This window comes from Novosphingobium terrae (assembly GCF_017163935.1).
Classification (GTDB): domain Bacteria; phylum Pseudomonadota; class Alphaproteobacteria; order Sphingomonadales; family Sphingomonadaceae; genus Novosphingobium; species Novosphingobium terrae.
The window spans coordinates 314986-327337 of the sequence record NZ_JABVZR010000002.1 but is presented as its reverse complement, the minus strand read 5'-3'; the positions used below and the strand labels follow the sequence as shown (position 1 = coordinate 327337).

Sequence of the window (12352 nt, the reverse complement as noted above, 5' to 3'; positions counted from 1 at the left end):
AGGAGGTGGCTCAGACGTAGCGGCCGTGGTGCTGAAGCACCTCGATCTTGTAGCCGTCCGGGTCCTGAATGAAGAAGAAGCGGGCCATCAGCGCGCCCTCGCGGAAGAATTCCTTGATCGGCAGCGGGGCGATGCCCGAAGCTTCCATCCGCGTATGTTCGGCGTCCAGATCAGGCACCGTTACGGCGATGTGGCCGTAGCCGTCGCCGAAGGTGTAGGGCTCCTTGCGGTCGTGGTTGATGGTCAGTTCCAGTTCGACGTCATTCTCCGCATTGCGCAGATAGACGAGGGTGAAGCCGTCGAAGGGAAAGCGCGCGGCAATGTCCAGCCCGAGCGCGGTCTTGTAAAAGGCAACCGAGCGCTCTTCTTCGAGCACGCGGATCATGGTGTGGATGATCTTGGCCATAGGGGGTCTCATTTCACGGTCTGGAGGTAGTCGATGATCGCCTTGCGCTTGCCGGCATCGGCCTGCGCGTAGGTCATTTTGGTGCCGGGCACGGCTTTGGTGGAGCTGGTCAGCCATGCGTCAAGGCTGGCGGCGTTCCATGTCTTGCCGCTGGCCTTGAGGGCGGGGGAATAGGCGTAGCCAGCCACCGAACCGGCCTTGCGCCCGACGACACTGGCCAGCGAAGGCCCGACGCGCGTCTCACCCGGCTTGACCGAGTGGCAGGCGGCGCATTGCTGCGCAAAAACCTTGTCGCCCGAAGCGGGGGCGGATTTGGGGATGGTCATTTGCGCGGCCAGCGGAGCAGAGAATGTCGCCGTGAGAGTCAGCGCAATCAGGCCGGTGACGGTGAGCTTGGGGGGTATGCGGAACACGATCCTGTCTCCATGCCGTTTGTTTGCGGATGGATCAGCAAGGGATGTGCCAATTCAGGATTTTCGAAAATCCATCTCCGTTTTTCTATAAAAACAGGGTTTGTTTCAGAAAGTCATTGTAACCATCGGGCCAATAACTGTTCCAGATTTTGTGTCATGACACAAAACTGTGTCACAGCTTTGTGTCACAAGATCCGCGGCCTTGTTTGCATCATCCTCTGCGCAATCGACGAATGGACTATCGACAAGCCGATCAGGATCATTCTAGAAACTGCAACATTCCATAAGAGTCGCGATCCGCTCGCGGCCGATGAGAGGATCAAGGCCCGCTGGCGCCCTCGCGCGCAAAAGGGCTGACTGGAGGTGTGATGACCTTGTCAGGCAATCTGGCGTCAGAGACTCTGGCACAGCATCTGGCGCTGCCCGACGAAGCCAATATGGCCGCGCGCGTTTTTGCCCAGAGCCGCCGCGAACTGGACCGCGCCTGGGAAGATTTCATGGCCGGTGCCGCGCGGGACTCGATCCGTGTGCGCGGCTCCATCGCCGACAGCTGGGAGCGGTGCCGCGCCTCGCATGTCCGGCTGGAAACCACCAATGCGCCCCAGCTGCAGCGCGAGTTCTTCGAAGCGCGCCGCCGCGATCACCGCGATCTGCTGCGCGCCAGCGCCGCCACGCTGGCCGACACCGCGCCGATGCTGATGGGCACCGATGCCATCATGCTGGTCACCGATCCGCAAGGGGTCGTGCTGGAAGGCGTGGGTGACCGCGCCGCGCTGCATGCGGGCAATGACATCGCTCTGGGCTGCGGCGGCGACTGGTGTGAGAGTTCGGCGGGCACCAATGGCATCGGCATGGCACTGGCCAACCGCGTGCCGATGCTGGTCCATGCCGGGGAGCATTATTGCGAGCGTATGCGCAGCTGGACCTGCGCCGCCGCGCCGATCTTCGATCCGCTGGACGGCAGCGTGGCGGGCATTCTCAACCTTTCGGCGCGCAGCCGGATCGCCAACAGCCAGATCGTGGCGCTTTCCGTGCTGGGCGCGCGGCGGATCGAGCAGGCTCTGCTGCATCAGGCCGATCTGACGCGGGTGCGGCTGATGGAGGTCGCGCTGGACCATGGTGCGGGCACGCGCTGGGATGCGATGGTGATTGTGGATGCGCGCGGGCGGCTGGTGCATGCCTCGCGCCATGCTGCGCGTTTGCTGCAGGAAAGGCTGAACCTGCCGCTGGGCACGATGATGGGGCAGCCCGCCTTTCTGCCCGCGCAGGCTGGCCATGCCGCGCTGCCCGAGGACTGGTTCAAGCCGATCCATCTGTCGGGCGAGTTGGCGGGCCATATGCTGGTGATCCCCGCGCGTGAAGAGCGCCATGCGCCCCGGCGTGCGCGGCGCGGTGACGAGGCTGATCCATCCCGTGCCGATTTCTCTGCGATCCGGGGGCAGAGCCCCGTTCTGCGCGCCTGTGTGGAGCGCGCCCGCAAGCTGGCCCCCTCCGATCTTCCGGCGCTGATCGAGGGCGAGACCGGCGTGGGCAAGGAGCTGTTCGCCCGCGCCATCCATGGCCGCAGCCTGGTCGAGCGTGGCCCCTTCGTCACCTTCAACTGCGGCGCGGTGAACCGCGATCTGATCGCCAGTGAGCTGTTCGGCTATGCCAAGGGCGCCTTCACCGGGGCCAGCAGCGAGGGGCGCGCCGGGCGTTTTGAACTCGCCGATGGCGGCACTTTGTGCCTCGATGAGATCGGCGAGTTGGCGCTGGACCTGCAACCCTATCTGCTGCGCGTGCTGGAAGAGGGCGTCGTCACCCGCATCGGTGAAGCCGATGTGCGCCGTGTGAGGGTCCGGGTGATCGCCATGACCAACCGCGACCTGCGTGCCGAGGTGGAGGCCGGGCGTTTCCGCCGCGATCTGTTCCATCGCCTGGCGGTCGCATCGGTGACGGTGCCGCCGCTGCGTGAGCGTGAGGGTGATCTGGAAGAATTGCTGACCCATTTCGCCCGTGAAACCGGCGGGGCACCTTTGCGCTTCACTCCCGAAGCGCTGGCCTGCGTCCGCCGTTATGACTGGCCGGGCAATTTGCGCGAATTGCGCAATGTTGTGGCCTCGGCGCGCCTGTTGGCGCAGGGCGGGCTGGTCGGTCTCGATTGCCTGCCCGCCGAGATGGTCTCCGCCACCCCGGCCTTTCGCGCGATCCTGCCCGAAGCTGTGCTCGATGAGCGCGAGGAGATCAGCCAGGCGATCACGGCGGCGGCGGGCAATATGTCGATGGCCTGCACGCTGCTGGGCATGTCGCGCTCCACGCTCTATCGGCGGATGGATCGCTATGGGCTGGATCGCGGCCTGCTGAAAGCTGCGGCGCTGGAACCTCAGGCGCGGCGGCGATAGAGTTCTGCCGGGCGAAAGGCGGTATCGGCTTCGCGTTCGCCGGTGGGCTCGATCCAGCCGGTGTCGAGCAGGCGGCGGCGGAAGGCGGGCTTGTTGAGATGCGTGCCCAGAATGGCCTCATGCACCGCTTGCAGATCGCGCAGCGTGAAAAGCGCGGGCAGCAGGGAAAAGGCGAGGGGGATGTAATCCAGTTTGCCCTTCAGCCGCTCATGCGTCAGCGCGATGATGGCGGCATGGTCGAAAGCAAGTGGTGCTTCCAGATCGGTTAAAGGCACCAGCGCCAGATCATCGCGGGTGGCCAAAGCCTGTGCCATACGTTGGGGCGACAAAAGCGCGAAATAGGCCACGCTGACGATCCTCATACGCGGATCGCGCCTTGGGTCACCAAAACTATAGAGCTGTTCCAGCCAGACATCTGTCTCATCGGCAAAACCGCCCTTGTCGGCCAGCACGCGCCTTGCGGCATCATCCAGCCCTTCCTCGGGCCTTACGAAGCTGCCCGGGAGTGCCTGCTTTCCGGCGAAGGGATCGGCAGAGCGGCGTTGCAGCAGCACGGCCAACTGGCCGTCCACCACGCTCATCAGCACCAGATCGACTGTCACCGCCACGGGCGGATAGGCCGAAGGATCATAGGGTTGGGCAGTGTTCTCAGGCATGGCGGCAACTTATGTGTTGACTGGATATATGTCAAATGAATATAAGGTCTCTACAGCGAGTCGGGGAGTCCGCCTCGCATCACCTTTCGAGGGAGCCTCGGATATGAACGATACCATCGATTTCGGCGTCTTTATCGGGCGTTTTCAGCCGCTGCATATCGGCCATGAACATGTCATCACCCATGCGCTGGAGCGGGTCAACCGCCTGATCGTGCTGGTGGGCTCGGCCAATATGGCGCGCGATCCGCGCAACCCCTTCACCTATGCCGAGCGCGAGGCCATGCTGCGCGCCGCCTTCCGCCATGAAGTGGCCGAAGGCCGCCTGATCATCGCCCCGCTGGACGATCACCTCTATTCCGACACGGCATGGGTGACGCAGGTGCAGCGCACGGTGCGCGCCATCGTGCTGGATCATGGCAACAACCATGGTTTCCAGAGCCACGGCCTCAGCGATTTTCGCGTGGCGCTGGCGGGCTATGGCAAGGATGCTTCGTCCTATTACCTCAAGCTTTTCCCCGAGTGGGAGAATCTCCAGATCGACAGTCAGTACGGCACCTTTTCCTCCAGCGATGTGCGTCAGCGCTATTTTCAGCGCATTCCCGATATTGCGGGCTCGATCCTGTCGGGGGGCGTTGCGGATTTCCTGAAGCAGTTCATGCTGGGCGAAACCTTCCGCGCCCTGCTGGAAGAGGCCGAATTCCTTGCCGCCTATCCCGCGCAATGGGGCAAGGGGCCTTTCGTCACGGCGGATGCTGTGGTGGTGCAATCGGGCCATATCCTGCTGGTCGAGCGGGGCCGCGCGCCCGGCAAGGGTCTGCTGGCCCTGCCCGGTGGCTTCGTGAACCCGGCCGAGCGCATCCGCGACGCCGCGATCCGCGAATTGCGTGAGGAAACCTCGATCAGCGACGGCAAGGGGCAGATCCCTCCCGCCATGCTGGCCAGCTTTATCGAGGACTCGCGTAGCCGCGTCTTCGATGCGCCGGGCCGGTCCTTGCGCGGGCGGATCATCACCCACGCCTTCCTCTTCCGTCTGCCCGAGCGCCGCAAGCTGTTCAGCGTGAAGGGGGGCGACGATGCCGCCCATGCTCGCTGGTATCGCTTCGGTGATCTCAGCCCCGAGATGCTCTTCGAGGACCACTGGTCGATCATCGAGGAGATGGCGGACCTGTAATCCGGCCCTGAATACCGAAAACTGAAAAGAGATCTGCCGCGCAGGGGAGTCCTGCGTCCGGCGTCACTGTGAGGAGTTCACATCATGACCAATCTCATCCTGGCCACCGACAGCTACAAGCACAGCCACTTCCTGCAATATCCGCCCGAGGCCCGCGCGATCAGCGCTTATGTCGAGGCGCGGCCCAATGACTTTGCTGACGAAGTGCTGTTCATGGGCCTGCAGCCCTTCCTGATCGATTTGCTGGCCCGCCCGATCACCACCGAGGATATCGAGGAGGCCGAAGCGATCTGCACCGCCCATGGCGTGCCCTTCAACCGCGCGGGCTGGCAGATGATCATGGAGGATCACAAGGGCTTCCTGCCCATCGCGATCCGCGCCCTGCCCGAGGGGATGATGGTCCCCACCGGCGTGCCTCTGCTGCAGGTGGAGACCACCGATCCGCGCCTGCCATGGCTCGCCACCTTTGTGGAAACCGCTTTGCTGCGCGCCATCTGGTATCCCACCACGGTCGCCACGCTGAGCTGGCAGTGCCGCCAGATCATCCGCGCCGGGCTGGAAAAGACCAGCGACGATGTCGCAGGCCAGCTTCCCTTCAAGCTGCACGATTTCGGCGCACGCGGCGTCAGCAGCGGGGAGAGCGCAGCCCTTGGCGGCATGGCGCATCTGGTGAACTTCATGGGCACCGACACGATGGAGGCCCTGCTCGCCGCCCGCCGCTACTATGGCGCGGATATGGCGGGCTTCTCGATCCCCGCTGCTGAACACAGCACGATCACCAGCTGGGGGCGCGACCGTGAACAGGATGCCTATGCCAATATGCTCGATGCCTTCGAGGGTGAGGGGCGACTGGTGGCGGTTGTCTCGGACAGCTACGATCTGGATGCGGCCATTGGCGACATCTGGGGCGGCGCGCTGCGCGAAAAGGTGCTTAACCGCAAGGGCACGCTGGTCGTCCGCCCCGACAGCGGCGATCCGGTCGAAACCCCGATCCGTGCGCTGAAAACGTTGTGGGAGGCCTTTGGCGGCACGATCAACGGCAAGGGTTTTCGGGTTCTCGATCCGCATGTCCGTGTCATTCAGGGCGACGGCATGACCATCAAGAGCATCGCCTACCTGATCGACCGTCTGGTGGAAGAGGGCTTTGCCGTGGACAACATCGCTTTCGGCATGGGCGGCGGCCTGCTGCAACAGGTCAACCGCGACACGCTGCGCTTTGCCATGAAGGCCAATGCCATGCGCGATGCCGATGGCGTCTGGCGCGATGTTAACAAGCAGCCCGCCACCGATCTCACCAAGGCCAGCAAGGCGGGCCGTCAGGCCGTGGTGAGGCGCGATGGCAGACTGGTCGCGGCACGGCTGGATGCGGTGGATGCCAGAGACGATCTGCTGGTGCCGGTGTGGCGCGATGGGCAAATGCTGGTCCGCCACAGCTTTGCCGATCTGCGCGCCAGAGCGGCAGGTGAAGCGGTTCTGCCCGCTGCCCTTGAAACGGCTGCGGCCTGAAGAAAGGATGATCCCATGATCGATCTGCAAACCCAAGATCGCGCGCTTGGCGCCCTGCTGGGCCTCGCCACCGGCGATGCTCTGGGCACCACGCTGGAGTTCTCCGCGCGGGACAGCCTGCCGCCGCTCACCGATATCGTCGGCGGCGGCCCGTTCCAGCTTGAGGCCGGAGTCTGGACGGATGACACCTCCATGGCGCTGGCTCTGGCGGAAAGTCTGGCGCAGCGCGGCTCGCTCGATCCGGGCGATCTGATGCGGCGCTTCGTCAACTGGTGGCGCTGGGGTGTGTACAGCGCCACGGGAGAATGCTTCGATATCGGCATGGCCACGCGTAGCGCGCTGGCCCGCTTCGAGGCGGACGGCAACCCCATCGCCGGTTCGACTGATACCTTCAGCGCGGGCAACGGCTCGCTGATGCGTCTTGCGCCGGTTGCGATCTGGGGCGTGAAGCATGGCGAAAAGGCGATGCGCGATGCTGCCCGCCTGCAAAGCGCGACCACCCATGGCGCCACCGCCTGCCTCGATGCCTGCGAGGGCTATGCGCTGATCCTGCGCGCCGCCATTCTGGGCGCTGATTTTGAAACAGCGCTCAAGGCGGCTGAGGGTGTGGGCAGCGATCCGATTGCCGCCATTCTCGCTGGGGGATGGCGCGGCAAGGCTCGCGCCGGGATTCAGTCCTCAGGCTATGTGGCTCACAGTCTGGAAGCGGCCCTGTGGTGTGTCGATCAAACCGAAACCTACCGCGATGCCGTGCTGCTGGCGGCCAATCTTGGCGACGATGCCGACACCACGGCGGCCATCACCGGCCAACTGGCCGGCGCGCTCTATGGTATGCAAGGCATTCCGGCAGAATGGCTGGCCAGACTGGCCTGGCGCGAGCGCATTGCCGAGATGGCGCAAGCCTTGCTCGTCCCCTGATCGGCCCGCTGTTCGTCCTATGCTGCCATCGGCATATGCACCGCATTGCGGCCATCGCGCTTGGCGGCATAAAGCGCGGCATCGGCGCAGGCCAGCAGAGCATCGGGATCGTCCACCGCGGGCATCATGGTCGAGCTGACCCCGATGCTGATGCTCACCCGCCCGCCCGGTGCCGGTGTCGGCAGAGCCAGCGCCAGCACGCCGATCCGCATGGTTTCCGCCAGCGTGCGGGCCTCTTCGGCGCTGGTTGCGGGCAGGATCACCACGAATTCCTCGCCGCCGTAACGCGCCACCATATCCGCCGCGCGTGAGGCGCAAGCGGCCAGCGCCTCGGCCACATCGCGCAGCCGCCGGTCGCCCTCCTGATGGCCGAGATGATCGTTGAGCTGCTTGAAATGGTCGATGTCGATCATCAGGATCGACAAGGGATCGCCGCTGCGCGCGGCCCGCGCCCATTCGCTCTGCAAGGCGGCATCGAAGCTGCGGCGGTTGGGCAGGCCGGTCAGATCGTCGATCCGGGAGAGCTGGGCCAGCCTGTCACGCTCCTCCAGATTGCGCAGATGGGTGAGGGCATTGCGCAAGCCATAAACGATGGTGGCCGTGGCGAAACCGGCCACCGCCCAGTGCGGATGCGTGCCCAGCATCGTCGCCGCGACCACCAGCAGCATGGCGGGCAGCAGCAGCGGGCTGATGGCCTGCGCCATGCGCTCGCGCTTGCTGGCATTCACGGTTTTGCCGCAGGGCCTGCTGATCGAACGCTGTGTCAGGCCGATCAGAAACAGCATGGGCAGATCGATGATCAGGTCGAAGGAGGTGCCGTAATCGGTGTCCTGCTGCCAGTGGTCCATATAGGCGGTGCAGATGAAATAGACCGCGCCATAGGCCGCCAGACTGCCGAAGACATCGCGATTGCCCCGCGTATGGCTGGTGGCAAAGCGCAGCAGGGCGAAGAGGGCCACCAGCGCATTCTCGATATCGAACATGCGGGTGAGCAGTTGCGCATCCTCCGCGCTGGCCCCCGCCATCGAGGACAGGCTGAAGGTATGGACGAAGAACAGCACGCCCAAAGCGCTGGCGATCAGCGCGTCGAGCGCCCGCACGGACAGGCGCTCGGTGTCCGGGCTGGAGGTGGCGAAGACCAGCGGCACGCCATAGAGCACGAAGAACAGCAGGCAGATGCTGGCATCGCCCTGATAATGCCCGAAGGAGAGGTGAACCACCGCGTTGGCCACCATCCCCCCGGCCCAGATCGCCATGGCCAGCGCCAGCAGGCGCCAACCCGGCGTGCCGCTGGCCCGGGCGCGGGCAAGGCAGGCCTTTCCGGTGAGCAGCGCCAGTGCCACCAGACAGGCCAGCGAGAGGATCGGCGCCATGCTGCCCGCGATATAGGGAACTGTACCATGGAACAGGACAAGGAGTGCAACGGGCAGCCAGCGGGCGGCGCGGCCTCCCCGCAGGGCGGCAGCGTCAGGCCTTCCAGTATCGGACAAGATCGCTTGCACCACCCGCGTGCCCCTCAACATGCGCAGTCTCAATGCCTTAACTGCGGTTAGAAAAGGATGAACGCCGGGTGAATGATCAAAAGCTGTCGTGAAAGCAAGGGCTTCGTATGAGCGGCGAGAGGCCCGCCGCCTTAACCTTCTTGCGATGCAAGCCTTTCGGCCTCAAACGGGCTGATAGCGCAAGATTCCGGCCAGACGTGCGGGGGCGCCGGTGTCGGCAGGGTGGTCCACGCCGTCATTGACCGGCACTTCGGTGAAATCGAAAGGGCTGACACCCTCCAGACAGGCGACATTCACGCCATAAAGGCTCGGGTTGGAGCGCCGCTGATGATGTGTGTAGATCCCGCAGGTCGCGCAGAAATAATGCTTCGCCGTGCGCGAGCCGAATTGATAGAGCGTCAGCCTGTCCTCCCCGCTCAGGATCTCGATCTCATCGAGCTTGGCGGAGATCGCCACCGCGCCGCGCATCCGGCAGAAGGAACAGTTGCAGCGCCGTACATCCCTGAAGCCCTCGGGCAGTTGCAGGCGAAAGGTGACCGCGCCGCAATGGCAGGCGCCCCTGATCGATGGTGTCATGCGGCTTGCCTTTCCTTCCCGGCCTGCAGAAACGGTTTCAGCGCCAGCACCAGCGGCACGATCAGCGCGGCTGTCATGGCGGTTGCCATGATGCCGGTGGTCTGGCTGCTGTGATCGGCGATGGCGCCATAGAGAATGGGCGCCAGACCGCCCGAGCCGGTGACGCTGGTGTAGAAAATCGCGAAAGCCTTGCCGTGATCCCCACCCGGCGCAAGTTCCGGCACCGTGCCATAGAGCACCGAGGAGGTGCCGTTCAGCACGACCCCCAGCAGCGGCAGCACCACCAGCATCGGCATCAGCGGCGTTGCCAGCGTGGCCAGGATCAGCAGGGCGGTGGCCGTCTCGGTCAGCACCACCGTGCCGGTGACGCCCACCCGCTCACCCAGCCAGCCGCATGTCGCCTTGCCGAAAGCGCCGCCGATGAACAGCAGGGCCAGCGCCAGCCCCACCATGGCGGAGCCTCCGCCGCGCTGATGGACCAGAAAGGGCAGGAACAGCAGATAGCCCATGCGGATCGCCGTATCGAAGCCGCCGATGGCGGTCAGCAGGGTGAAGCCGGTCAGGCTGCGCGCGCCGCCGGTCGCTCTGGACGCCTTGTGTGACGGGGCAGGCCGGGTGGCGGGCGCCAGCCCGTAAAGCAGCCCCGAAACCACCAGCCCCAGCACGGCCATCAGCCCCATCACCGGGCGCCATGCCACCAGCGGCAGCAGCAGGGCGGCCAGAGCGGGCAGGCTGGCCTTGCCCAGATCGCCGGAGAAATTGTAGATGCCCAGCGGGCGGCGCGAGCCTGCAGGATAGGTCTCATGCACCAGCGAGGAGCCGCGCGGATGCTGGATGCTCGACCCGATCCCGGCCATCACCAGCCCGAGGCACAATCCGGCAAAGCCCAGCGGCAGGGCCATCACCAGAAAGCCGGCAGCCGCGATCAGCGTGGCCAGCAGCAGGGCGCTGCGGGCCGAAACCCCTTTCAGCAGCCGCTCGGCGGGCAGTTGCAGCCCGCCCATCGTGCCGGAGTAGAGCGCCCGCACCATCGCCAGCCCGGCATAGGAAAGGCCGAACTGCGCCTGCCAGATCGGCAAAAAGGCATAGAGCCCATCGGTATAGCCATCATGCAGTGCATGGGCGAGGCAGGCCGCCAGCAGATTGCGCGAGGGTTTCGCGGCGGGCGCGGCTGTTTGGGGCGGGGCGGCAATGGCGGGCATGATCTCTCCTTGCCTGCCACGCTAGACGTATGATCTTTTGGCGAACAGATGGCACTTGCTCACGATAGGCGTGAGCTTTTATCACCTGTGGCATGCGCCATCTGCCGCCTCTTAACGCCCTGAGGGTGTTCGAAACCGCCGCTCGCACGGGCAGCTATGCCGCTGCCGCGCAGGAGCTGGGCCTGACCCATGGCGCCGTCAGCCGCCATATCGCCACGCTGGAGCATTGGTTGGGGCAAAAGCTGTTCCGCCGCGACGGGCGCCGGATGGTGGCCACGCCGGTCGCCGGGGTCTTTGCGGCGGAGGTCGGCCATGCGCTGGACCGGGTGGCCATGGCGGCGCAGGCCTGCGGGCAGCCGACGGCGCGGCGCATTCTGCGCGTCAGCGTGCCCACCAGCTTTGCCATGCGCTGGCTGATCCCGCGCCTCGACCGTTTCCACGCCACCCATCCACAGACCGAGGTGGTGGTGCACACCGTCTCCACGCTTCAGGAGGATCTGCGCGGCGGCTTCGATCTGGCGATCCGGCGCGGCACGGCGCAGGGGCAGGCCTGGCCGCAGCATCGCGCCATTCCGGTGCTGGAGGATGTCGACACGCTGATCATGAGCCCCGCGCTCTTCGCACAGCGCCCCATCACACGGCCCGAGGATGTGGCCGATCACACGCTGCTGGCCAGCGAAACGCGCGCGGGTGACTGGAGTGACTGGCTCGACCACGCGGGCCTGTCGCATCTGGGCGGCCTGCCCCGGCAGCGCTTCGACCATTTCTTTATCACGCGGCAGGCGGTGGAGGATGGGCTGGGGATCGGCATCGGCCCGCTGCCCATGCTGGAGATCGACATCGCCTCAGGCCGCCTGATGACGCCCTTGCCCGAGCTGCGCGTGCGCCGCACCGGCTATGTCGCGCTGGTGCCGCGCCATGCCGATCCGGCCGGGTTTCTGATGCGTTTCGTGGCGTGGTTGGCGGCGGAAGGCGGCCTATAGGGCGGAAGACAGCGCCAGCCGGGGATCGTGATAGTCGCGGATCACCATATGGTCGCCTGCCCATGGCTCCTTATGGGTGGCGCTGACCACGATCACCGCAGCCCCGGCGGCCTCTCCGGCGGCGACACCGGCATGGGAATCCTCGAAGACCACGCAGCGCGCGGGATCGACGCCCAGCTGCGCGGCGGCGAGCAGGAAGCCATCGGGAGCAGGCTTGCTGCGGGCCACATCCTCGGCGCAGATCAGCACCTTGGGCAGGGGCACGCCCACGGCCTGAAGCCGCGCCAGCGCCAGACGGCGATGCGCCGAGGTGACGATGGCCCAACGCTCCGGCGGCAGGCTGGCAAGGAAGGCCGCCACGCCCGGGATGGCCTCTGTGCCGTCCAGATCGTTGAGTTCGGCGTCGGCCAGCCGGTTGGCTTCACGTTCGGGATCGAGGCCGGGCAGGTTTTCGCGGCGCACCACCTCCACGGCCTGAACGCCGTGGATGCGCTTGAGGAAGCTTTCCACCTCGATGCCGTTGCGGCGGGCCCAGTCGCTCCACACCCGCTCGACCGAGGGGATGGAGGTCAGCAGCGTGCCGTCCATATCGAAGAGCCAGCCGTCGAAATCCATATCAACTCCGTGATCCATGCGCG

General features: G+C 65.4%; 12 protein-coding genes. 5 read left to right on the top strand and 7 right to left on the bottom strand.

What is annotated here, in order from left to right; all coding sequences use genetic code 11:
- Positions 1-10 precede the first annotated feature (10 nt).
- Positions 11-406, bottom strand: a complete 396-nt coding sequence (locus tag HGK27_RS20050; RefSeq protein ID WP_206244610.1) for a VOC family protein — start codon at positions 404-406, stop codon at positions 11-13.
- Between the two features lie 8 nt (positions 407-414).
- Positions 415-819 carry a c-type cytochrome gene (locus HGK27_RS20045; RefSeq protein WP_241127664.1) on the bottom strand — a complete coding sequence of 135 codons (405 nt, stop codon included), beginning with the start codon at positions 817-819 and terminating at the stop codon, positions 415-417.
- A gap of 368 nt (positions 820-1187) precedes the next feature.
- Here HGK27_RS20045 and HGK27_RS20040 point away from each other — a divergent pair, with 368 nt between their 5' ends.
- The gene (locus HGK27_RS20040) at positions 1188-3200 is read left to right on the top strand and encodes a sigma-54-dependent Fis family transcriptional regulator (protein ID WP_206244609.1); all 2013 of its coding nucleotides are present in this window, start codon (positions 1188-1190) and stop codon (positions 3198-3200) included.
- On the opposite strand, the gene HGK27_RS20035 is transcribed toward HGK27_RS20040, so the two are convergent.
- A complete protein-coding gene (locus HGK27_RS20035) occupies positions 3182-3856 on the bottom strand; it encodes an NUDIX hydrolase (protein ID WP_206244608.1) in 675 nt (224 codons plus the stop codon). The genes HGK27_RS20040 and HGK27_RS20035 overlap by 19 nt on opposite strands.
- 103 nt (positions 3857-3959) lie before the next feature.
- On the opposite strand from HGK27_RS20035, the gene HGK27_RS20030 reads away from it, so the two are divergent.
- The 3 genes from HGK27_RS20030 to HGK27_RS20020 all read left to right on the top strand — a co-directional run bounded on the left by HGK27_RS20030 (position 3960) and on the right by HGK27_RS20020 (position 7451).
- Positions 3960-5027, top strand: coding sequence for a bifunctional nicotinamide-nucleotide adenylyltransferase/Nudix hydroxylase (locus tag HGK27_RS20030; protein WP_206244607.1), 1068 nt, complete (start codon positions 3960-3962; stop codon positions 5025-5027).
- Positions 5028-5111: 84 nt separating this feature from the next.
- Positions 5112-6533 carry a nicotinate phosphoribosyltransferase gene (locus HGK27_RS20025; RefSeq protein ID WP_206244606.1) on the top strand — a complete coding sequence of 474 codons (1422 nt, stop codon included), beginning with the start codon at positions 5112-5114 and terminating at the stop codon, positions 6531-6533.
- Between the two features lie 15 nt (positions 6534-6548).
- Complete coding sequence (locus HGK27_RS20020; protein WP_241127662.1) at positions 6549-7451, top strand: ADP-ribosylglycohydrolase family protein; 903 nt, start codon at positions 6549-6551, stop codon at positions 7449-7451.
- A 17-nt stretch (positions 7452-7468) separates the two neighbouring features.
- On the opposite strand, the gene HGK27_RS20015 is transcribed toward HGK27_RS20020, so the two are convergent.
- The 3 genes from HGK27_RS20015 to HGK27_RS20005 form a co-directional block, all read right to left on the bottom strand.
- Complete coding sequence (locus tag HGK27_RS20015; RefSeq protein ID WP_206244605.1) at positions 7469-8974, bottom strand: GGDEF domain-containing protein; 1506 nt, start codon at positions 8972-8974, stop codon at positions 7469-7471.
- Positions 8975-9115: 141 nt separating this feature from the next.
- Entirely contained in the window at positions 9116-9529 is a 414-nt protein-coding gene (locus HGK27_RS20010) for a GFA family protein (RefSeq protein ID WP_206244604.1), read from the bottom strand.
- The gene (locus HGK27_RS20005) at positions 9526-10731 is read right to left on the bottom strand and encodes an MFS transporter (RefSeq protein ID WP_206244603.1); all 1206 of its coding nucleotides are present in this window, start codon (positions 10729-10731) and stop codon (positions 9526-9528) included. The genes HGK27_RS20010 and HGK27_RS20005 overlap by 4 nt, the downstream gene beginning before the upstream one ends.
- Before the next feature lie 92 nt (positions 10732-10823).
- Here HGK27_RS20005 and HGK27_RS20000 point away from each other — a divergent pair, with 92 nt between their 5' ends.
- Positions 10824-11714: a LysR substrate-binding domain-containing protein gene (locus tag HGK27_RS20000; RefSeq protein WP_206244602.1), complete on the top strand. Its 891-nt coding sequence runs from the start codon at positions 10824-10826 to the stop codon at positions 11712-11714.
- Here the strand turns inward: HGK27_RS20000 and HGK27_RS19995 are convergent.
- Complete coding sequence (locus HGK27_RS19995; protein ID WP_241127660.1) at positions 11709-12347, bottom strand: HAD-IA family hydrolase; 639 nt, start codon at positions 12345-12347, stop codon at positions 11709-11711. The genes HGK27_RS20000 and HGK27_RS19995 overlap by 6 nt on opposite strands.
- Positions 12348-12352: the final 5 nt, after the last annotated feature.